The organism is Streptomyces sp. H27-D2, from assembly GCF_035828615.1.
GTDB lineage: Bacteria > Actinomycetota > Actinomycetes > Streptomycetales > Streptomycetaceae > Streptomyces.
Genome location: NZ_JAYMZR010000093.1, coordinates 1 through 21618 on the forward strand (window position 1 = coordinate 1; position 21618 = coordinate 21618).

Annotated in this window: 21 protein-coding genes; 15 read left to right on the forward strand and 6 right to left on the reverse strand. The window is 73.0% G+C overall.

The genetic code is table 11. The features are described 5' to 3' along the window. The 9 genes from QMK28_RS27505 to QMK28_RS27545 all read left to right on the forward strand — a co-directional run. Positions 1-1060, forward strand: a 1060-nt coding sequence (locus tag QMK28_RS27505; protein ID WP_326442300.1) for a 4'-phosphopantetheinyl transferase superfamily protein, incomplete at its 5' end; no start/stop codon positions are given. After that, complete coding sequence (locus QMK28_RS27510; protein WP_326442301.1) at positions 1050-1367, forward strand: acyl carrier protein; 318 nt, start codon at positions 1050-1052, stop codon at positions 1365-1367. The genes QMK28_RS27505 and QMK28_RS27510, both read left to right, overlap by 11 nt. A gap of 8 nt (positions 1368-1375) precedes the next feature. Further along, the gene (locus QMK28_RS27515) at positions 1376-2158 is read left to right on the forward strand and encodes an alpha/beta fold hydrolase (RefSeq protein WP_326442302.1); all 783 of its coding nucleotides are present in this window, start codon (positions 1376-1378) and stop codon (positions 2156-2158) included. Continuing rightward, on the forward strand, positions 2155-3315 hold the full coding sequence (locus QMK28_RS27520; protein ID WP_326442303.1) for a glycosyltransferase: 1161 nt from the start codon (positions 2155-2157) through the stop codon (positions 3313-3315). The genes QMK28_RS27515 and QMK28_RS27520 overlap by 4 nt, the downstream gene beginning before the upstream one ends. After that, on the forward strand, positions 3312-5195 hold the full coding sequence (locus QMK28_RS27525; protein WP_326442304.1) for a class I SAM-dependent methyltransferase: 1884 nt from the start codon (positions 3312-3314) through the stop codon (positions 5193-5195). Before QMK28_RS27520 ends, QMK28_RS27525 begins: the two co-directional genes overlap by 4 nt. 4 nt (positions 5196-5199) lie before the next feature. Next, positions 5200-6072, forward strand: coding sequence for a galactokinase (locus QMK28_RS27530; protein ID WP_326442305.1), 873 nt, complete (start codon positions 5200-5202; stop codon positions 6070-6072). Positions 6073-6167: 95 nt separating this feature from the next. Then, complete coding sequence (locus QMK28_RS27535) at positions 6168-7388, forward strand: alkaline phosphatase family protein (protein WP_326442306.1); 1221 nt, start codon at positions 6168-6170, stop codon at positions 7386-7388. 89 nt (positions 7389-7477) lie between these two features. Next, positions 7478-8773, forward strand: coding sequence for an MFS transporter (locus QMK28_RS27540; RefSeq protein WP_443050842.1), 1296 nt, complete (start codon positions 7478-7480; stop codon positions 8771-8773). Beyond that, a complete protein-coding gene (locus QMK28_RS27545; protein WP_326442307.1) occupies positions 8763-9803 on the forward strand; it encodes a TolB family protein in 1041 nt (346 codons plus the stop codon). Before QMK28_RS27540 ends, QMK28_RS27545 begins: the two co-directional genes overlap by 11 nt. Before the next feature lie 127 nt (positions 9804-9930). Here the strand turns inward: QMK28_RS27545 and QMK28_RS27550 are convergent, their stop codons facing one another. Next, positions 9931-10287: a DUF805 domain-containing protein gene (locus tag QMK28_RS27550; protein ID WP_326442308.1), complete on the reverse strand. Its 357-nt coding sequence runs from the start codon at positions 10285-10287 to the stop codon at positions 9931-9933. Between the two features lie 482 nt (positions 10288-10769). Here QMK28_RS27550 and hemC point away from each other — a divergent pair, with 482 nt between their 5' ends. The 5 genes from hemC to QMK28_RS27575 all read left to right on the forward strand — a co-directional run bounded on the left by hemC (position 10770) and on the right by QMK28_RS27575 (position 16469). Further along, a complete protein-coding gene (hemC, locus tag QMK28_RS27555) occupies positions 10770-11705 on the forward strand; it encodes a hydroxymethylbilane synthase (RefSeq protein ID WP_326442309.1) in 936 nt (311 codons plus the stop codon). Positions 11706-12019: 314 nt separating this feature from the next. Then, positions 12020-12727, forward strand: a complete 708-nt coding sequence (locus QMK28_RS27560) for an ABC transporter ATP-binding protein (protein WP_326442310.1) — start codon at positions 12020-12022, stop codon at positions 12725-12727. Then, positions 12724-14520, forward strand: a complete 1797-nt coding sequence (locus tag QMK28_RS27565) for a hypothetical protein (RefSeq protein WP_326442311.1) — start codon at positions 12724-12726, stop codon at positions 14518-14520. The genes QMK28_RS27560 and QMK28_RS27565 overlap by 4 nt, the downstream gene beginning before the upstream one ends. Positions 14521-14799: 279 nt before the next feature. Further along, a complete protein-coding gene (locus QMK28_RS27570; protein WP_326442312.1) occupies positions 14800-15996 on the forward strand; it encodes a glycoside hydrolase family 64 protein in 1197 nt (398 codons plus the stop codon). Between the two features lie 161 nt (positions 15997-16157). Next, the gene (locus tag QMK28_RS27575) at positions 16158-16469 is read left to right on the forward strand and encodes a glutaredoxin domain-containing protein (RefSeq protein ID WP_326442313.1); all 312 of its coding nucleotides are present in this window, start codon (positions 16158-16160) and stop codon (positions 16467-16469) included. A gap of 93 nt (positions 16470-16562) precedes the next feature. On the opposite strand, the gene QMK28_RS27580 is transcribed toward QMK28_RS27575, so the two are convergent. From QMK28_RS27580 to QMK28_RS27600, 5 genes are all read right to left on the reverse strand, one after another. Beyond that, entirely contained in the window at positions 16563-18065 is a 1503-nt protein-coding gene (locus QMK28_RS27580; protein WP_326442314.1) for a carboxylesterase/lipase family protein, read from the reverse strand. An 8-nt stretch (positions 18066-18073) separates the two neighbouring features. Further along, positions 18074-18235 carry a hypothetical protein gene (locus tag QMK28_RS27585; RefSeq protein WP_326442315.1) on the reverse strand — a complete coding sequence of 54 codons (162 nt, stop codon included), beginning with the start codon at positions 18233-18235 and terminating at the stop codon, positions 18074-18076. A 156-nt stretch (positions 18236-18391) separates the two neighbouring features. Continuing rightward, positions 18392-19264: an LLM class flavin-dependent oxidoreductase gene (locus tag QMK28_RS27590; RefSeq protein ID WP_326442317.1), complete on the reverse strand. Its 873-nt coding sequence runs from the start codon at positions 19262-19264 to the stop codon at positions 18392-18394. Between the two features lie 210 nt (positions 19265-19474). Beyond that, positions 19475-19750 (reverse strand): DUF2087 domain-containing protein, encoded by a 276-nt coding sequence (locus QMK28_RS27595; RefSeq protein WP_326442318.1) that lies wholly within the window; start codon positions 19748-19750, stop codon positions 19475-19477. 93 nt (positions 19751-19843) lie between these two features. Next, positions 19844-20908 (reverse strand): helix-turn-helix domain-containing protein, encoded by a 1065-nt coding sequence (locus tag QMK28_RS27600; RefSeq protein ID WP_326442319.1) that lies wholly within the window; start codon positions 20906-20908, stop codon positions 19844-19846. A 52-nt stretch (positions 20909-20960) separates the two neighbouring features. On the opposite strand from QMK28_RS27600, the gene QMK28_RS27605 reads away from it, so the two are divergent. Beyond that, positions 20961-21383: a cupin domain-containing protein gene (locus QMK28_RS27605; protein WP_326442321.1), complete on the forward strand. Its 423-nt coding sequence runs from the start codon at positions 20961-20963 to the stop codon at positions 21381-21383. The last annotated feature ends 235 nt before the right edge of the window (positions 21384-21618 follow it).

Below are 21618 nucleotides of genomic sequence, written 5' to 3' on the forward strand. Positions count from 1 at the left end.
GCTGCTCGGCCACTGGAAGCAACGGCGGCTGCCCGACGACCGGATGGTGTTCCCCAGCTCCCTGCGCGAGATCCGGCTGTACGGGCCGGCGCCGCACGAGGGCGCGCTGCTGCGGGCCACCGCGCGCATCACTGCGGTGCAGCCGGGATCCGTACGCGGCGAGGTCGAACTCCGCACCGGGGACGGCGCGGTATGGGCCCGCCTCGAAGGATGGACGTACCGCAGGTTCGCCGCCGACGAGAGGGTGTGGCCGATGAAATTCACTCCGGAAGTGTGCGGAATCGGCGAACCCCAGCCCGGCGGCTGGTGCCTGGCCCGCCGCCGCTGGAGCGACCCGGCCTCGCAGGAACTGGTGATGCGCCGCTACCTGGGCGCCGCCGAACGCGCGGTGTACGAACAGCGCACGCCGCGTACCCGGTCGCCGTGGCTGCTCGGGCGGATCGCGGCCAAGGACGCGCTGCGGCAGCACCTGTGGGAACACGGCGCGGGCCCCGTCTTCCCGGTGGAGGTGACCATCGGCAACGACGACCGGGGCCGCCCCAGGCCCGGGGGACCGCTGACCGCCGGACTCCAGCTCTCCATCGCCCACAAGAACCGGGTCGCGGTCGCCCTCGTCCATCCCTCGGGGCCCGTCGGCATCGACGTCGAGACCGTCACCGGCGACCCCGCCGCGCTGAACCTCATCGCGCTGAGCGCCGCCGAGCGCCGCCTCGCCGACGAGCTGGCGGAAGGCCCCCGGGACCGGGCACGGTGGCTCACCGCGATGTGGTGCGCCAAGGAGGCAGCGGCCAAGGCCGAGGGCAGCGGCCTGGGCGGCCGGCCGCAGCAGTGGTCCGCGACCGCCGCGACAGCCGCGAGCCCCGGCGGCGGACTGCTGGTCGCCTCGCCCGAGGGCCGCGTCCACCTCGTACGGACCACCACGGTCCACGACCTGTCCGGCGCGAGCGGGGCGGGCGGCGAGGACGGCGAGGACGGCGCGATTCACGTCGTCGCCTGGACAACGCCCCGCACCACCCCCGCCGTCACCCCGACCCCCAGGGAGGCCAGCCATGGCATCTGACACCATCCTCGCCGAGATCACCCGGATGCTCGTGGAGGTCGTCGGTGACGAGCTGCTCCTCGAAGGCGAGATCGGCATGACGACCTCGTTCAGCGACGACCTGGTGCTGGAGAGCATCGAATTCGTCGCACTCGCCGAGCTGTTGCAGCGGCGCTACGGCACGGCCGTCGACCTCATGGGCTTCCTGGCAGGCAAGGACATGGAGGAGATCCTGTCCATGTCGGTGGGCGATCTCGTCGACCACATCGCCGCGCGCCCGGCGTCCCCGTGCCCTCCCTCCCCGTCCGCCGTCTCCTCGGTCGCCTGAGCCGCGCCGTGGCCGAGATCCCCGCCAACTCCCTGCGCTTTCACGTCCAACGGCTGCCCGGCCACGGCGCGGGCCCCGCCGTCGTCTTCCTCCACGGTCTCGTGGTCGACAACCTCTCCAGCTTCTACTGCACCCTCGCGGTCCCCGTCGCGCGAGCCGGCCACGAGGCCGTCCTGTACGACCTGCGCGGCCACGGCCGCACCGAGCGGCCCCGCACCGGCTACGACCCGGGCACCGCCGTACGCGATCTGGCCGCCCTGCTCGCCGCCCTCCGGCTCGACGGGCATCCGGTGCACCTCATCGGGAACAGCTACGGCGGGACCCTCGCCCTGCACGCGGCGCTGGCCCGGCCGGACCTCGTCGCCGGACTCGTCCTGATCGAGCCCCCGCTCGGCGGCGACTGGGTCGCGAACATGATCGACACCCTCTCGGTGGCCGCGCTCGGCCTGGAGGACGGCACGCTGCACAGCGAACTCACCACGCTCCGCAGACGCAAGGCCGCCCGGCTGGCCGCCACCGCCGACGCGCTGCTCAACCGCACCTCCCTGATCGACGACATCGCGGCGAGCCGGCCTTTCACACCCGAGGACTACGGCCGGCTGGAGACGCCGGTGCTGGCCGTCTTCGGCGAGCACTCCGAACTGCTCCCCGGCGCACGGGAACTGGCCCGGCACGCACCCCACGCCACGGTGCGGATTCTCCCCGGACTGGGCCACGACGTCCTGCAAGGAGGCACCGAGGCGCTGCGCCACGCGGTGCTCGAACGGCTCGGGGCGGTGGCGGCCGTATGAGGATTCTCTTCGTCGTCCCACCGTTCGCCGGACACGTCAACCCCACGATCGCCGTCGCCGCCGAACTGAACTCACGCGGCCACGAGACCGCCTGGACCGGTCCCGCCGAGGCGCTGGACGGCCTCCTGCCCACAGGGGCCAGGGTCTTCCCGTCCGGCGGCTCCGGACAGTACGGCGCCCTGCACGAGCACTGGCGCGATCTGCGGGGAGTGGCGGCGCTGCGCTTCCTGTGGGACGAGGCGCTCATCCCGCTCGCCCACGCGATGCTGCCCGGCGTACGGGCGGCGGCCGACGCCTACGCCCCGGACCTGCTCGTCGTCGACCAACAGGCCTTCGCCGGGGCGCTGGCCGCCCGCAGCGACGGCCTGCCCTGGGCGACGTCGGCGACCACCTCCGCCGAGTTCACCCAGCCCTTCGCGGGTTTCCCCAAGGTGGGGGAGTGGGTGGACGGCCGGATCGCCGGGCTGCTCGCCGAGCACGGCGCACCCGGCGGCTGGGATCCGCGCTTCTCCGATCGTCTCGTCCTCGTCTTCTCCACCCCCGCCCTCGTAGGCGCGCCGGAGGGCGAGCCGCATCCGCCGCACTACGCCTTCGTCGGACCCGCCCTCGGGGCCCGGCCGCCCGCGTGCGACTTCCCCTGGCAGCGGCTCGACCCCGTACGCGGCCGGGTACTCGTCTCGCTGGGCACCCTCAACCGCGAGGCGGGCAGCCGCTTCTACCGCGCCGTCCTGGCGGCGGCGGAGCAGCTGGCCGACCGGGTGCAACTCATCGTGGCCGCCCCCGCGTCGCTGGTCGGCGAGGTCCCCGGCCACGTACTGCGCCAGGACTTCGTCCCACAGCTCCAACTGCTGCCCCAACTGGACTCCGTGGTGTGCCACGGCGGCCACAACACCGTCTGCGAGGCTCTGGCGCACGCGGTGCCCCTGGTCGTCGCACCGATCCGCGACGACCAGCCGATCGTCGCCCGGCAGGTCGCCGCCGCCGGGGCCGGGGTCCGGGTGCGGTTCGGCCGCCCCCGCCCGGACGAGCTGCGCGACGCGCTCACCGCCGTCCTCGACGACCCCTCCTACGGCCGGGCGGCCCGCCGCATCCAGACGTCCTTCACCGCGGCCGGCGGAGCCGCCGCCGCGGCCGACCGCTTGGAGAAGCTGATATGACCCGCCCTCAGCGCCGCACGCGCCGTCATCGCGGCATCCCCTGGACCGCCGCCCTCGCGCTCGCCGCGCTGGGGGCCGGGACCGTACGCGCCCGGAACCGGCTGCACGGCCTTCCCGTGCTGTCCGCGCCCGCCCCCGCGCCCGGCCCCGGCGGGGAGACGCGCATCCTTCCGCACGGCTGGTGCCTGATCACCGCCCGGGGTGTCGATGCCGACGACGACACCCTGCGCGCCGCCGTCGCCCACGCACAGCGCGAACGGCTCCAGGTGCTCGACCTGCTCCCCGTCGGCCTGGCCGCCGAACGCGCCCTCGGCCTGCTCCGCCTCCTCGACCCGGCCACCTACCGCGAGGACCGGGCGGCCCAGGGGTACGGCGCGGGCTGCGCGGTCCTCGTCGCCGCCGAGGTCCGCGAGCGCGCCGGACTCGACGACCCGCAGGACCGCCCGCACCCCCAGGAGTTGTTCCGGCTCATCCGCCGGCTGAAGGAGTACGCCCCCGACGCGACCGGCGTGGCGGTCGCCCCCGGTCTGACCAGCGCACCGCCCGGACCCGACGACCTGACCGACCGCGCCGAAGAACTGCGCGCCCAGGGCCTGCCCGCCGGCCTGCTGTCCGCCGCCCAGCTCGGCGGGCTCGCGCTGCTCGGCGCGGCGGCCGTCAGGAACCGCCGGTGGGGAGCGGCGGCCGCCGCCCTGTACTGGCTCCAGCCCTACCTCGTCCTCGGCCCCGGCAGCCCGCTGCGCCCCGCTGACCTGGCCCGCGCCACCGCCACCCGCCCGCTGCGCTCCCTGCGCGCCGCCCGCGGCGGTTTCAACGGCAGCCGCGAAGCGGCGGCGCGGCGGTCCGGGGAGCTGCGGACCGCGTACGCCGCTGAACTCGCGGACGGCACCGACCGGTTCTTCGAAGCCCGGCGGCCCGACTGCCCCTGGTGCGGATCAGCGGAACTGACCGTCCGGGTCCGCGTTCCCGACCTGCTCCAGGGCAAGCCCGGCCGCTTCACCCTCGAACAGTGCGGACCGTGCGGGCACACCTTCCAGAACCCCCGACTGTCCCTCGACGGACTCGACTTCTACTACCGGGACTTCTACGACGGCCTCGGCGGCGACGGCACCGGCGAGATATTCGGCCGCTTCTCCCGCTCCTACCGCGACCGCGCCCGGATGCTGAAACCCTTCGCGACGCCCACCGCCTGGCTCGACGTCGGCACCGGACACGGTCACTTCTGCAACAGCGCACGGACCATCTGGCCCGAGACCCGCTTCGACGGCCTCGACATGGGCGAGGCCATCCACGAGGCCGAGCGCCGGGGCTGGGTCCAGACCGGCTACCGGGGCCAGTTCCCCGACCTCGCCGACGCTCTCACCGGCCACTACGACGCGATCAGCATGTACCACTACCTGGAGCACACCCGGGACCCCTTCGCCGAGCTCGACGCCGCCGCCAAGGCACTCACCCCGGGCGGCCATCTGCTCATCGAACTCCCCGACCCCGAATCCCGGCTGGCGCGCCTGATCGGCCCGCACTGGCTGCCGTGGTTCCAGCCCCAGCACCAGCACCTCATTCCGTCCGGCAACCTCCGGCAGGCCCTGGACGCGCGCGGTTTCACCGTGCTCGCGCAGCAGAACGGAGCCGCCCACCAGGGCAATGACTTCGTCGGCGCCGTCGCGCTCACCGCCAACCGGCTCGCCCCCGACCCGCACGCGCCCTGGTCCCCGGCGGAACTCACTCCGGCCCGGCGCGCGGCCGGCCACGCCGTACGGGCCGTAGCGCTGCCGTGCTACGCCGCAGCCGCGGCCCTGGACGTCCTACGGACGGCGGCGGCCCGCGGCAACGACGGCGGCAACGCCTACCGGCTGATCGCCCGCAAAGAGCGGGGGTGAGACCGTGCCGGACCTCGCCCGCCGCCCGGCCGTCGCGCCCCTGGTCCGGCTGGCCGCGTACGCCCTCGAATCGGACCACGGCCGCAGGCCGGCCACGGTGTGGAGCGCGCCCTACACCTTCCACCTCGGTTCGCCGCGTCTGGTCGCCGCCGTCCACTGGTCCGTGGTGGTGGCCGCCGCCCCGCGCGACGACGGCACGGCGCGGCTCAGCTCGGCCGCGGATCCCGCCCAGGGCTGCGAACTCCCGCTGACCGGACGCTACCCGCCGCCGCCCGGCTGGGCCGTGCGCGTGCACACCCTGCTGCGGGCCATGGCCCACGCGGGATACGGGCGCGGCGGCCTCGACCTGCACGTCCAGGCCGCGCTGCCCGCGGCGGCGGGGCTGGCTGGCGAAGAATCCCTGGCATGCGCGGTGGCGCTCGCCGTCGCCGATCTGCACGCCGCGAGCGGCGCCCCCCGGCCGTCCCACGCCCGGCTGGCGGCCCTGGTCCGGGCCGGGGCCCGCGGCGGCGGCGACGCGCTGCGCAGGGGGGTGCTGTCCGCCAGACCGGGCACGGCGCTGCGACTGACGGAACGTACCCAGACGTACGTGTCCTTCGACCCGGCCGAGTCCGGGGACCGCCTGGTGCTGCTGGCCACCCGGGGCGAGCGCCGCGCCGCCCACGCCGGACATGCGGTGGACCGCGCGCTGCGCGCGGGCGCCCGGCGCGCCTGGTGGCCCGCCGTCGTGCCCGGCCGCAGCGCCGTACTGCTGATGCCGCACGACCGGCTGCCGGCCGTCCGGACCGCCGTGACCGAGGACTTCCGGGCCCGGGGCCGAGCGGCGCCCCGCTTCGTGAACCTCACCGTGGCGGGCGCGGCCCGCCGCGAGGGATAGCGCCGCGAGGAATAGCCAAGCCCAGGAGCCAAACCGAAGGGCCAAACCGAAGGGCCAAGAACCAAGGGCCAAGAACCAAGAGGAGGAACCACCTCATGCCACGCAGAGCCGAACACAACTCCACCCGCAGGCCACGCAAACCCCACCGCGGCAGGACATGGCGGACACCGGCCGCCGCACTGCTCAGCGCGCTCAGCCTGATCACCGCCCTGACCGCCACAGCCTCCTTCGGCGCGGACTCCCCGGCCGGCGCGGCCCGCGCCACCGCGGCACTGCCCGCCTACGACCACGTGGTCGTCGTCGTCTTCGAGAACAAGCAGTACGGCGAGATCATCGGCAGCACCAACGCCCCCTACATCAACCAGCTCGCGGCCGGCGGCGCCAGCCTCACCGCGATGAAGGCACTGACCCACCCCAGCCAGCCGAACTACTTCAACCTCTTCTCCGGCGGCACCCAGGGCATCACCGGCGACGGCTGCTACACCCCGCAGTCGATGACCGCGCCCAACCTCGGCCAGGAACTCATCGCCGCGGGCAAGACCTTCGCGACGTACAACGAGGACCTGCCGAGCGAGGGCTCCACCGCGTGCACCAACGGGCAGTACGCGCAGAAGCACAATCCCTGGTTCGCCTTCAAGAACGTGCCCCTCAACACCGGCAAGACCTGGGCGCAGTTCCCGTCGGCGGACTTCACCCGACTGCCGTCGCTGTCGTTCGTCGTCCCGAACCAGTGCAATGACATGCACTCGTGCGCCGTCAACACCGGCGACACCTGGCTGAAGAACAACCTCGACGCGTACGCCCAGTGGGCCAAGACCCACAACAGCCTGCTGGTCGTCACCTGGGACGAGGACAACTTCCTCGGCTCCAACCAGATCGCCACCGTCTTCTCCGGCGCGAACGTCAAGCAGGGCAAGGTCACCGGCGCCTACAACACCTACAGCCTGCTGCGGACCTTCGAGGACCTCTACGGAACCGCCCACGCGGGCAACGCCGCGACCGCGACGCCCATCACCGATGCCTTCTCCACCGGCGGCGGGGAGCCGCCGGACGGTGTGCTGAGTGTGGCGAACCCGGGCCCGCAGAGCTGCAAGTTCAACCAGACCTGCGCGGTCCAGATCACCGCTGCCGGCGGTACGCCGCCACGGAAGTACAGCGCCGCCGGACTCCCCTTCGGCCTGGCCATCGACGCGACCACCGGACGCATCACCGGCAAGACCTGGCAGACCGGCACCTTCCAGATCACCGCCACCGCCACCGACAGCGCCCAAGCGAGCGCGAGCACCACCTTCCCCCTGACCGTCAACTGGTTCTGACCACCAGGCGGTGAGGACCGGCAAGACCCGGAAGGAACCGGAAAGACCCGGCACGCCCGGCAGACCGGGAAGAACGGAAGGAGACATCCGTGTACCTGTCAGCCAGCCGCACCGCCGACGCGTCGGCGAGCGTGCGCCGGAGCACCCGGCTCCGCGGGCACGTCGCCGGGAACGTCGTCGCCCTCGGCTCGGTCAGCCTGGTCACGGATGTCTCCGCGGAGATGGTCACCGCCGTCCTGCCGCTCTACCTCGTCGTCGGCCTCGGCATGTCCCCGCTCGCCTTCGGCGCCCTCGACGGCCTCTACCAGGGCGCCACCGCCCTGTTCCGGCTGGCCGGCGCCCATGTCGCCGACCGTACGCAGCGCCGCAAACTCGTCGCGGGCAGCGGCTACGCCCTGTCCGCCGTCACCAAACTCGCCCTGCTGGCCGCCGCGGCCCCGTGGGCGGTCGGCGCGGTCCTCGCCGCCGACCGCGCCGGCAAGGGCCTGCGCACCCCGCCGCGCGACGCGCTCATCTCGCTGTCCAGCCCGCCAGAGGAACAGGGCAGAGCGTTCGGCGTGCACCGCGCGATGGACACCGCCGGCGCGCTGCTCGGCCCGCTCGCGGCCTTCGGGGTGCTGTGGGCCGCCCATGACGCCTATGACGCGGTGTTCGTGGTCAGCTGCTGCACCGCCGCGCTCGGCGTGCTGCTGCTCGTGCTCTTCGTCCAGGAGTCCCGCACGCCGATGTCCCGCCCGGGAATCGGCCCAGGAACCGGCCCGGGAACCGCTCCAGGAACCGGCCGAGGACCGGGCGCCGCGGAAGCCCTGCGCACCCTGGCCCGCACCGCGGGCCTGCCCCGACTGTGCCTGGCCGCCGCGCTGCTGGGCCTGGTCACCGTCAGCGACTCCTTCCTCTACCTCCTGCTGCAACGCCGTCTCGATCTGCCCGTCGGCTACTTCCCGTTGCTGCCGGTGGGCACCGCGGCCGGGTTCCTGCTGCTCGCGGTCCCCCTCGGCCGGCTGGCCGACCGGGTGGGCCGCCGGGCGGTCTTCCTCGCGGGACACCTCGCGCTGCTCGCCGCGTATCTGCTGCTGCTCCTGCCCCAGGGTGGCAGCGTGGTTCCGGCCGTAGGTCTGCTGCTGCTCCTCGGCGCGTTCTACGCAGCCACCGACGGCGTGCTGATGGCCGCGGCCGGTCCGCTGCTGCCCGGGCGGCTGCGGGCGAGCGGCCTGGCGCTGGTGCAGACCGCGCAGGCCGCCGCCCGGTTCGCGGGCTCGCTGCTCTTCGGCGCGGGGTGGATGTATCTGGGGCCCGACGGCGCGATGGCGTCGGCCTGCGCGGGACTGACCGTCGCCGTGGTCGCGGTGACCGTAATGAACAGGAGTGCTCTCCATGGCAGTTGAGACCGGACGGACCTCTGGCGCCGGGGTCCGGCTGCTCATCCTCGTCCTCGTCGCGGCCCTCCTGGGCACGGCCGCCGTGCTGTACACCACGCGGGCCGCCGACCGCGCCACCGAACGGGACCGGGCCAGGCCCGGCGCGCCGGCGACCCGTGCGGGCGCGGTGTCCCTACGGGAACCGGGCCGGCTGCTCTTCCGCAACCTGGCCTGGGGCCCGGCCCGCGACCGGATCGCCTCGGTCCCGCTGGCCGCCGCCTCAGGACCGCGCACCACCGGGCCGCGCGACTGCCTGCGCTTCCACGCCGCCGCCGGCACCGGTATCTGCCTGCGGTCCAAGGGCGGCGTGGTGCCCCGCTACGAGGCGGTGCTACTCGACGCCCGGCTCACGCCCGTGCGCCACTTCGCGGTGCCCGGCGTACCCACCAGGGCCCGGGTCTCGCCCAGCGGACGGCTCGTCGCCTGGACGGTCTTCGTGAGCGGCGATTCGTACGCGGGCGGCACCTTCTCCACCCGCACCGCGGTCTACGACACCAGAACCGGCACGCTCCACCCCAGCCTCGAAGCCTTCACCGTCTTCAAGGACGGCCGCCGCCACCGCGCCGCCGACCACAACTTCTGGGGCGTCACCTTCGCGGCCGACGACAACACGTTCTACGCGACCCTCGCTACCGGCGGGCGCACGTACCTGGTCGAAGGCGACCTGGCCCGTCGCACCCTGCGCACCGTCCATGAGAACGCCGAATGCCCTTCGCTCTCCCCGGACGGCACCCGCGTCGCCTTCAAGAAGCGCGTCTTAGGCCGGCCGGCCGACGCTCCCTGGCGGCTGACCGTCCTGGACCTGCGCACCGGCGCCGAGACCGCGCTCGCCGAGCGGACCAGCGTCGACGACCAGGCTTTGTGGCTGGACGGGAGGACACTCCTCTACGCGCTGCCCGGCGACTTCGGCGCGGATCTCTGGTCGGTGCCCGTGGACGGGGGCGGCAGCCCGCGGAGGGTTGTGGTGTCGGGGACGTCGCCGGCGGTGGTCGGCTGAGGGGAGCCGCCGGCCGGTGAGAGCGGGTCATGACGACGACTGCCCGCCGGCAAAGCTGACGGGCAGTCGCGTGGATGCCGCGTTCGCCGACCGGCGGAGAACGTTCTCCCGGCCGGGGCGCGAACGATCAGTAGGCCAGACCCTGCTTGGGGTTCGCACCGTGGGCGTTGTCCTGGGGCTCGCCCTCGCTGGCCATGAACACCAACAGGACGATGGCGCCGGCGAACGGGATCAGCCCGATGAGCAGCCACCAGCCCGAACGGTTGGTGTCGTGCAGTCGGCGTATGGCGACGGCGAGGTTGGGGATGAACACCGCGAGGCTGTACAGCGCCGCTATGAACGGGCTGGTGCCCAGGAGGGCGTCGGCGATCGACAGCACGACGCTGACGCCGAAGGACACCAGGACGAACATCCAGTATTCCGTGCGGCGCGCCCGGCCGCTGAATTCCGCGTACTTCTTCAGGACGTCTACGTACCAGTTCACTGTTCCCCCAGGGACCGCTATGGCCCGCACAAATGAGCGAGCCGAGGGCCGAACCTGTGCGCCTTGAAGTGAACGGGTCAATCTGTGACCTACTGAGACGTACCAGGACGGCCGGCGCGACACGGGACGCCCCGCGTGTTCGGACCGGGAACACCTCGCGGGTCGTGCAACGCGGTCGCGAAGCGACCTGCCCCCGTCGCGGCCGTATCCATCCGCTGTGGCACCAGCGAGGGCGCAGGCTGACTGATTACGGCTCCGTCGCGGCCCGCCTCGTGGTCGGAAGTGTTCGCCCAGGCTCGTCCGACGAGGGTGCCCAGTCCGCTGAAGGAGACGCCGGGACACGCGGCTTCGCCGACCGCCGGCCGCGGCTCGACGACTTCCTCGCACACCTGCCCGACGCCCCCAACCTGCCTGCCACACCGCTGAGATGTGAGTCGAGTCGGGTGGTGGAAGCGCGGCTCCGACGCCCTATCGTGGAGGCCATGTCCGTCCCTGAGCTGATCCGCATCGTCTCCCGTTCCAGCCCGATGGCGCTCGCCCAAGTGGAGCGCGTGCGCGCCGAACTGGCCGCGCTGCACCCCGGCATCACGACGGAGGTCGTGCCCGTCACCACCTCCGGCGACCGCTGGATGGGCGACCTCGCCGAGCTCGGCGGCAAAGGCGCGTTCACCAAGGAGGTCGACGCCGCCCTGCTCGCCGGCGACGCCGACCTCGCGGTGCACTGCGTCAAGGACGTCCCCGCCGACCGGCCGCTGCCCGCCGGGACGACGTTCGCCGCCTTCCTCAAGCGCGACGACATCCGCGACGCCCTCGTCCACCCGGCCGGGCTCACCCTCGAACAGCTCCCGGCCGGCGCCTGCATCGGCACCTCCTCCGTACGCCGCACCGCCCAACTCGCCTCCGCCCACCCACGCCTCGCGTGCGTGCCGATGCGCGGCAACGCCAACCGCCGCCTGGAGAAGCTCGCCGCGGGCGACGCCGACGCGCTGCTCCTGGCCGTCTCCGGCCTGGAGCGCATCGGCCGCGCCGACGTCATCACCGAGATTCTGTCGGCGGACACCATGTGCCCGCCCATCGGCGCCGGAATCCTCGCCCTGCAGTGCCGCGAGGACGACACCGACGTCATCGACGCGGTCTCCGGTCTCGGCGACCGCGACACCTTCAAGGAGGCCACCGCCGAGCGGATGTTCCTGCACGTCCTGCAAGGGCACTGCAACAGTCCGATCGCCGGTTACGCCCAGGCCGAACCCAGCGGCGGCCTGTCGCTGCGCGCCCGGGTCTTCACCCCGGACGGCAAGAGGGTCCTCAACGCCCACGAGTGGGCCGGCCCTCTCGACCCGGCGACCCTCGGCACGTCCGTCGCCGTCGCCCTGCTCCGCCAGGGCGCACGTGAGCTCATCGACTCGATCGAGCACTGACCGGACGGTGGGGTGCGCTGCGCGTCCTCGACTCGGCGCGGTCACGCCAGGGCATGGTCACGCCGGGGCGCGGTCTCGGTCTTTTCGGCGTTCCCGTGGACGGTCGTTCGGGGCGCCCCGAACAGCTGGACGACCGCGGCGAGTGGGACGGCGCTCCGACGCGGGTCCGGCCCGCCCGATGGCCTCACGCCGCGCCGCACGGGCGACTCGACCCCGCCCCGAACCGGCCACCCGACCGCGCCGACCGCGCCGACCGAGCGTTCGCCCGCGTTGACTAGGGTTTGGTGGAAATCCACCCAGTCCACGGAGGGCCGATGGCCGCGAAAGACGACGGGGCACAGGCGCTTCTGAGACTGCGGAAAGTCAGCCGCAGCTACGGCGACCGCCAGGCGCTGCACCCGATCGACCTCAACCTGACAGCGGGCACCTGCACCGCCCTGTTCGGGCACAACGGATCCGGCAAATCCACCCTGCTGCGCATCGCGAGCGGCCGGGACGCGCCGACCAGCGGCAGCGCGCTCTTCGCGGGCCGCACCGTCGCCGAGGACGACCCGGTCGTACGGGCCAGGGTCGCGGTGGTCGGCGACACCGTCGCCTGCTACCCGGACCTCACTGTCCGCGAGCATCTGGAGCTGGTCACCGTGGCGCACGCGGTGGACGGCGCGTCGGCCTGGATCGACGAGGTGCTCGCCGACCGGCGGCTGTCCGACCACGCGAACGCACTCCCCGGCTCGCTGTCCTCCGGCCAGATGCAGTCGCTGCTGCTGGCCGCCGCGCTCGTACGCCCCCGTGACCTGCTCGTCCTCGACGAGCCGGAACAGCGGCTCGACCCGGACGCCCGCAAGCGCCTCGCGGAGCTGCTGATCGGCGAGAAGAAGGACGGCGTGGCCGTGCTGCTCGCCACGCACCAAGCGGAGCTGGCCGAGGCGGTCGCGGACCGGATGATCGCGCTGGAGGACGGCCGGGTGATCGAACGGGGCACCCCGGCGGCGGTGCTGAAGAAGCTCGGGGTGCGCTCATGAGCGTGCGCGGCAAGGCGGCGGACGCCCGCTCGGCGGACGGACCGGCCGTGCACGACGACGCCCGCCCGGACCCGCTCGATGACGAGCCGGGCGGCAGCACGGACGGTACGGACGCCGTGGACGCCGAGGACGAGGGCGTCTGGGCCGAGGGCGTCTGGGCCGAGGAGGACGACGACCGTACCGACGAGACGCTGACCTGGCTGCGGGCCAAGCGCCGTGCGCACCTGCGCCAACGCCGCCGGGACCTGGCCGTTCTGGTCTACTGCGTGATCCTCGTCGTCCTCGGATACGGCAGCGGCTACGTCGTCCGCTTCCTCCGCGAGCTCAAGATCGGCGCCGATTACAGCGGGCTCGGCGCGGACATCCAGCACACCGTGCCGGCCGTCTTCGTCACCGTGACTCTCGGGCTCGCCGTCTTCGCGGCGCGCGACGCCCTGTGGCGCGGACCGGTCGTGGTCGACGGGCCGTCCGTCGGCTGGCTGCTCGCCCAGCCCGTACGCCGCGCCGCGGTGCTGCGGCCGAGGTTCCAGCTGTCCGCGGTGCTGGCGCTGGTCCCCGGGCTGCTCGCAGCCCTCGCGGCGGCCGTCGTGCTGCGGGTCATCAGCCTGGCGTCGTTCGGCGGCGCACTGATCGCCGTACTGCCTGCGGCGCTCTGCCTGCCGCTGCTCGCGGTCGGGCTCGGCATGGCGGTGGAACGCAGGCCACAGCTGTCCCGCCGGGTCAGGCGGTTGACGGCGCCCGCCGCTCTGCTGCTGGCGCTGGCGGCGGGCCAGGTGGCGCTCGCCGGAACCGGGCACCGGTCGGCCCCGCTGGAGTGGATCGAGCTGTGGTCCGGCCCGTGGGGCTGGGCGGCGCAGCCGGTGGTGACGGCGACCGGTGGATCGGCGCCTGGCTGGCCCGCCGCCGTCGTGCTGCTCGTGGCCGCGGCCGCGGCGGCCGTCCTGTGCGGCTACCGCGACGCCGCGCACGTACCGACCGCCCAACTGCGTGGCCGCGCTGCGACGGCCTCGGCGGTCTCCTCCGGCGTGTGGTCCCTGGAATTGCGGGCCGCCAAGCTGGCCGTCATGGAGGCGGGCGGTGACGAGCCGAAGCGCCAGCTCCGGCTGCCGCCGCCGCGCAGCAAGTACCTGGTGGTGGTCTGGCGCGACCTGCTGGCGCTGCTACGGGCCCCAGGACGCCTGGGGCGGGCGCTGGCGTGGGCGGCCTGCGCCGCGGCCACGGCGGGTCTCGGCGCGGGCCTCGGCGGCGAGAAGCTGGTGATCGGCCTCGTCGTGGGGCTGCTGTTCGGCTACTTCGCGGTCGGCGCGCTCGCCGAACCGGCCCGTCTGGAGACGGACGACGTCCGCCGCGCGGCCTGGTCGCCCTTCCGCTTCCGGACGCTGATGCTGATGCACGCGATCGTGCCGACGCTGCTGGGCATGCTGCTGGGGTTGCTCGTAGCCGTGCCGTACGCGCTGGCGGGCTCGCCGTGGCCGCTGCTGCTGATGCCGCTGTGCGCGGTGCCGTTCGCGGCGGCGGCGGTGTTCGGCGCGTGCCGCGGGCCGGCCCGCACCAGCCTGATGTTCATCGGCGGCGGCTCGCCGGTGGGCGGCCCCGGGCCGTTCCTGTTCATCGCGTGGTACGCGGCAGGGCCGCTCGTGGCGGTCGGCGGCCTCACATTCATCCTGAACGCCGCGCTCGCGCACGGGACGGATGCGCGGGCCGCGGGGAATGTGATCTGGGTGGCGGCGCTGCTGGCGGCCGGGCTGTTGTTCTTCGCCTCACGCTCGGCGGACCGGCTGGTCCGTCACTAGGGGTGTGCGCGGCCCTCCCGGTCGGCCGCGCACACAAGGTGGCCTGGGCGGGCGTCAATGCGCCGATCCAGGACGGGTTGCCGGGGTGCACCCGATCGCCCCGTAGCTCCGCGCCGACTTGTGTCTAGACCATTGACATGTCTATATCACATATTCATTCTGTGAGAGCGCTCTCACAGTGCTGAAGGCGGTGCCCCAAGCCGCCCGGCCCGCCACCCACCACCTGGTTCAGCACCCCGCTTCGCCCCCGCAGAGATCCACCTGACGAGGAGGAAGAGCATGCTTGCCCTGCGCAAGTTCCTGGCGCCATTGGTCGCCACGTTGGTCTTCGCCGCGGGCTTCACGGCGTTGGGGACCACATCCCCCGCCGAGGCCGCGGTTCCCGCCACGATCCCGCTCACTTTCACGAACAACTCCGGGCGCGGCGATCAGATCTACATCTACAACCTCGGAACGCAGCTCACGACCGGCCGACAGGGCTGGGCCGATGCGAACGGCACCTTCCACGCCTGGCCCGCCGGCGGCAATCCGCCGATACCGGCCCCCGACGCGTCGATCGCCGGACCGGCCAACGGGCAGTCCATGACGATCCGCCTGCCGAAGTTCTCCGGGAGGGTCTACTTCTCCTACGGGCAGAAGCTCGTCTTCAAACTGACCACGGGCGGCCTCGTGCAGCCCGCCGTGCAGAACCCGACCGACCCGAACAGGAACATTCTGTTCAACTGGTCCGAGTACACGCTCAATGACGCCGGACTGTGGATCAACAGCACCCAGGTCGATATGTTCTCGGCCCCGTACGCCGTCGGCGTCAAGAGCCCCAACGGCAGCACCAAGACCACCGGCCGCCTGAAGCCGGGCGGCTACAACGGCGTCTTCAACTCCCTCAGGGGCCAGCCGGGCGGCTGGGCCAACCTGATCCAGACCCGCCCCGACGGCACCGTCCTGCGCGCCCTCGCGCCGGGCCACGGCATTGAGTCCGGCGGCCTGCCGGCCGGTGTCATGAACGACTACATCAACCGGGTGTGGGCCAGGTACAGCACCTCGACCCTGACGGTGACACCGTTCGCGAACCAGCCGAACACCAAGTACTTCGGCAGGGTTTCGGGCAACGTCATGAACTTCACCAACTCCTCCGGCGCGGTCGTCACCACGTTCCAGAAGCCCGACTCGGACAGCGTCTTCGGCTGTTACAAGCAGTTGGACGCGCCGAACGACCTGGTGCGCGGCCCGATCTCCCGCACGCTGTGCGCGGGGTTCAACCGCTCCACGCTCCTGACCAACCCCAACCAGCCCGACACCAGCTCAGCGAACTTCTACCGGAACGCGGTGACCAACCACTACGCCCGCTTGATCCACGCGCAAATGGTCGACGGCAAGGCGTACGGCTTCGCCTTCGACGACGTCGGGGCCCACGAGTCGCTGGTGCACGACGGTGACCCGCAGCAGGCGTACATCACGCTCGACCCCTTCAACTGAACCTCCGGCGCGGACCGTGGTGGTGCAGACCGACCGGTATCGGCGCTCTGCCCCACCACGGGCTTCCGCTCCGCTCCCGACCCCGGTCATCGACGACTCCTCGTCTACGCTCTGCTCAACGCGCATCTGTTCAACGCGCACCGGAACAGGGGGAGGGATCGATGACTCAGGATGAGGACGGCGATCGCGCCGGTGTGGTCGTCTACTGGCGGCCAGGCTGCCCGTACTGCATGAAGATGCGCCTGCGTCTGCGCTTCACGCGGCTGCGGTACACCGAGGTGAACATCTGGAAGGACCACGAGGCGGCGGCGTTCGTCCGCACGGTCGCGGACGGGAACGAGACCGTGCCGACGGTGACTGTGGCCGGGAAGGCGATGGTGAACCCGTCGAAGCGTCAGGTGCTGGAAGCGGTCGCGATGTACGCCCCGCACCTGCTGCCCAAGGCCGGAGGGCAGGCCGGCGGCCGTAGCTGACAACGCCGTAGCCGACAACGGGGACCGGCGGCAGAGGAGGCCGCGGCAGCGCGCCGCGGACGGCCAACCCGGGACCGGCTGCCGGCCGGCCGCTCACCGCCCCCGGCTGTCCCAAGCGCGGCGCTCGGCGTCCCGAGGGGCGTGGACGACCACCGGGGCACCGGGGCCGAAGGTCATCACCGGACGGGACGCGTCCCAGACGGGCCAGCCCGGATCGCCGGTCGTGGCGAAGCGCACCCACGCGCCGTGCATCGCGTCGGCGAGCGCCTGCGGCGCGTCCGGGCCGGTGAGCGCCGCCGTGGCCGGGCTCCGCAGGGTGTCGAAGACGAAGCCGACCTCCAGGCCATGGCAGGCGCCGAGCCGCTGGACCGGCGAAGGCCAGCCGAACTCGTACAGGTGGGTGAGGGCGGGAGCCGCCAGACGGGCGTCGGCGAGCCGGTTGAGCGGGACGCGCAGCAGCAGGTCGGTGGCGAGCGCGCCGTGGACCTCTCCCGGGGACGCGTCCGGCCGGTTGGCCCGGTACACCGCGGCGGTCCGGCGGCGGACCCCGAACCTCGCCATGGCCAGCCGCTGCGCCATGGGCCCTATCCGGTCCAGCGTCCCGCTGGGCACGAACCACAGCCGGTACTCCTCAGTGGTGGTGCCCATCAGCAGATCGACGTGCGCGCTCCGCCCGGCGAGCAGCGCGGCGGCCGGGTCGTCGGGCAGCACCTCCCCGTCCACCACCAGGTCGAAGCCCGCGCCGCGACTCAGCGGGCTGCCCCCGGCCACCTCGCTCTGGGCGTCCAGCAGCCGGCTGCGGTCCGCCGCCGCGAAGGCGGCGGCGGTGGCCGGGACGCCCAGCCGCGCGGCGATCCGCCGAGTGGTCCGCCGGGCCTTCGCACGCGGTACGGCGGCGGGCGCGCCGCTCTGCAGCACAGCCCGCCGCAGCAGCCCCGCGGAGCTCGGGGAGGCCAGCAGCCCGGCGATGGATATCGCACCGGCTGATTCGCCGAAGGCGGTGACCAGGCCCGGATCGCCGCCGAAGGCCGCCGCGTTCCGCTGCACCCAGGCCAGTGCCTCCAACTGGTCCCGCAGGCCCGGATTGGCGGGTGCGTCGGGGAACACCCCGTAGCCCTCGACGCCGAGCCGGTAGTTCACCGAGACCAGCACCACGCCGTCCCGGGCGAAGGCCGCGCCGTCGTAGGTCGGCACGCACGATGAGCCGTGCCGCAGCGAGCCGCCGTGGAACCAGACCATGACCGGCAGCCCGGCGCCGCCCGGATCGGGGGTCCACACATTGAGGTTGAGGCACCCGTCGCCGGGGACCGAGGGGTCCGGCAGCAACTGGTCCAACGGCGCGGCGAAGGGCCGCTTCGGCGCGGTGGGCCCAAAGGCGCGCGCGTCCCGTACGCCGTCCCAGCGCGGCGGAGCGGCCGGCGGACGGAAACGGTGCGGGCCGACGGGGGCCGCCGCGTACGGGATGCCGCGGAAGACGGCGACGCCGCACTCGATCGTGCCGCGCACGGAGCCGTACTCGGTGCGGACGACAGGGTGGGTGACGCTTCGCGTACTGGCGGCGGGTTCGGTGGGTCCGATGTGTTCGGTGGGTTCCATGAGGCTCCTCATCCGTGGTGCGGCTCGGTGCTGAAGGAACCCGCGGGGCGGTGGCCCACGGTGGTGTCGTCCGGACGCACGAGGACGGGCGGGACGGGCGGGACGGGCGCGTCGACGCGCACCCCGGCGAAGCTCGGTGCGGCCGGGATGATGCCGCGTGTGGGAACCACGAGATCACGGGTCGGCGTCGCCGACCAGCCGTGGCGGTACGAGCCGCTCTGCCGGGATGCGCGCAGAGTGCCCGGTCCGGGGCGGCGGGCAGGGCGGTCCAGCCCGACCTGGCCCCGCGCCCGGACCTGGCCCCGCGCCCGGACCTGGCCCCGCGCCTAGGGAACGAGTGGACGGACCTCCTCGGCCACGAACCGTACGAAGCCCTCAGGGTCCGGTTCGTCGGCCGTGGGCTGGAGGACCACGGTGTCGGCTCCGGCGTCCGTCAGCCGCTGCACGGCCTTCGCGACCGTGTCCGCGTTCCCCGCGACCCCGAGGTCCGGCACGGAGGCGACGCCGCCACGTTCGAGTTCGGCCCGGAGGCGCGCGGCTCCGTGCGGTCCGGTCGCCGTGTGGAGATAGACGATCACCTCGTGGCGGCCGGTGCGTCCGCCCGCCTCACGGCCCTCGTCGATGAGCCGGCGGGCCCGCCGTACCCCGTCGGGCGCAATGGCGGCGTCGAGGATGGTTCCGTCCGCGGCCTCGCCGGTCAGCCGCAGCGAGCGTGGCCCGCTCGCCCCGGCGAACACCGCGGGGGCCGTCGTCGGCGGCCAGTCGAGGGCGACGTCGTCGAGCTTCACGTATCGGCCGGCCGTGGTGACCCGCTCGCCCCGTAGCAGTGCCCGCATCGCCGTGAGGTGCTCGCGCAGCAGCGTGAGGGGCGAGTCCACCCGCGCGCCGGCCTGCGCCATCCATCCCTGGACGCCGTGTCCGACGCCCAGGATCACGCGCTGCGGGAACAGCCGGTGCAGGGTGGCGGCCTCCATCGAGGACAGTGCGACGTTCCGCAAGGGCACCGGGAGCAGGCCGACTCCGACGCGCAACCGTTCCGTCCAGGCCAGAGCCGCGGCCGCGCTCGCGATACCGCTCGCCAGGAAGCAGTCCTCCCAGAGCCACAGTTCTTCCAGGCCCGCGGCATCCGCCGCGCGGGCCACGTCGCGGAGCCGTTCGGGAGGTAGCTGGGGCCGGAACACAGCGCCGAGAGCAGTCATGTGACCATTCCTACCGGCCTGTTCCCGGGCGAACAAGAGCATTTGGGCACGATGAACCATGGGACGCTGTCGCTGTCCGCGAGCTCGGACAGCTGAGCAGCACGAACGGTCGGGCAGGTGTACAAGCACTCACGCACAGCACTCACGCACAGCACTCACGCACAGCAGTCCGGGCAGAGCACTCCGGGCCGGAGCCGCCCGCGTGCCCCGTTACGCGGCGCGCCGGTAGCTGCTGCCGTCCCGGGGCCGGGCCAGCAGGCCCGCTACGACCAGGTGGCGACGGAGCGCCGAAAAGTCCTCGTGCACCGTGAGCAGCGCCTCGTTGACCTCACGCTCGCTGTAGGCCCGGTCCCGCTCGAACAGCGTCTCCGCGAGGTGTACGAGCAACTGCTCGCGGCGGGCCGCCTTCCGTGGGATCGCTTTCAGCCGCCCCTGGGAGAACAGGGTGGCCACCCCTTGCGAACTGCTGGACCCGTTGTCAGACATGCGGGAAGCTTCTCCTGTCGCCGACCGCCGGGCAACGTGTTTTCACAGGCCGGCGCGACCCCGAACGCGCCATCCGCCGCGCGAGCACCCAGCTCAACCAGCCTGCCTGAACCGTCCTGGCGGATTCTCAGGTGTCGGTACGACGGCCCGGCGGGACCGAGCGCCGGAGGCCGGCTCGGTGCTCGGACCGAATCGCTGGCGGTACGCCGCCGGGCCGAGCCCGGTGTGCCGCCGCAGTTGGGCCCGCAGGTTCGATGGGGTGCCGAGCCCGCTGCTCTGCGCCACTCTGTCGAGCCGGAGCTCGCCGCGTTCGATCAACCGGCAGGCCAGCGCTACCCGTTCGACAGTGAGCCACGCCAGCGGCGTAGTGCCGAGCTGCGCCCCGAAACGCCGGTGCAGGGTCGCGGGGCTGACAGCGGCGTGTGCGGCCAGGTCTGCGACCGTCAGTGGCTGGTCGAGCCGCTCCTGGGCCCAGGTGAGCACGGAGGCGAGGGACATGTCCGGTACGGGCGGTACGGGCCGTTCGATGAACTGGCGCTGACCGCCGTCGCGATGCGAGGCGAACACCAGCCGTCGGCTCACCGCGTTGGCCACTTCCGCGCCGTGGTCGCGGCGGATCAGGTACAGGCCGAGGTCCAGCGCCGCCGCGCTGCCCGCCGAGGTCAGTACGTCGCTGTCGTCCACGAACAGGACGTCCGGCTGGAGGCGGACACTCGGGTAGCGGGCGGCGAAGGACTGCGCCCAGCGCCAGTGCGTGGTCGCCCGACGGCCGTCGAGGACGCCGGCCGCGGCCAGCGTGAAGGCGCCGGTGCAGAAGCTCACCAGCCGGGCGCCCCGCTCGGCGCTGCGGCGGATGGCGTCCAATACGGCTGGGACCGGCGGTGCCAGCGGATCGGGTCGGTTGGGCACGATCACGGTGTCGGCCTCGTCGACCGCGTCGAGTCCCGCCACATCTGACAGCGTGAACAGTCCGGCGTGCATACGGACCGCGGGCGCCGCGGAGCTGAGCGTGAAGTCGTACCACGGCCGGTTCAGCTCGGGTCGGCGCAGTCCGAACAACTCGGTCGCCACGCCTAGCTCGAACGGGTTCGAGCCCTCGTCGACGATCACGGTGACCCGGTGCGGGCGGCCGGCACTCTGCGAGGATCCAGGCGGCATGTGCAATTCCTAGCACTCACGATGCCCGGACGCCATACGTCACGATGAACCCATGACCAATGAGCCACTCCTGCTGCAGACCGCCCTGGCCACCTTCGCGGACCTCTGGAGCCCCCGGATCGTGACCCGGGTGAACGACTACGACGTCCGGATCGCCAAGGTGGCCGGCGAACACATCTGGCACGCCCACGAGAACACCGACGAATTCTTCCTGGTGCTCGAAGGCGAGCTCGACATCGCCCTGCGCGACGGGGAGGCCGACGGCGGTCCCACGGGCGCCGGCCGCGGCGAACGCGTCGTCACGCTGCCGCAGGGCGCGGTGTTCGTAGTCCCTCGTGGAGTCGAGCATCGGCCGGCGTCGGCAGCGGGGGCCTCGATCCTGCTGTTCGAGCCGACGGGTACGCCGAGTGTCGGCGACCGGCACGAACCTGTCCCCGACCACATCGACGTCACCATCGGCCGCGCACTCGGCTGAACGGCCCGCCTCGGCCAGAGCCGGGCCGGTTGAGAACGATCGATCACACCGGTGATCATGACGATGACAGCGTGCCACCGGTCGGCTGTGCGGCTGTCCGCTCCCGTCGGGGGAAGGTCGCAGAGCGACGCGAAGCCCTCTTCGAGCCGAGCACCGTACGCTCCCGGCCGACGCGAACACCGCTGACCGGCAGGTAGTCAGTACCGACAGGACAGGTGTCGCAAGGCGTCGCCGA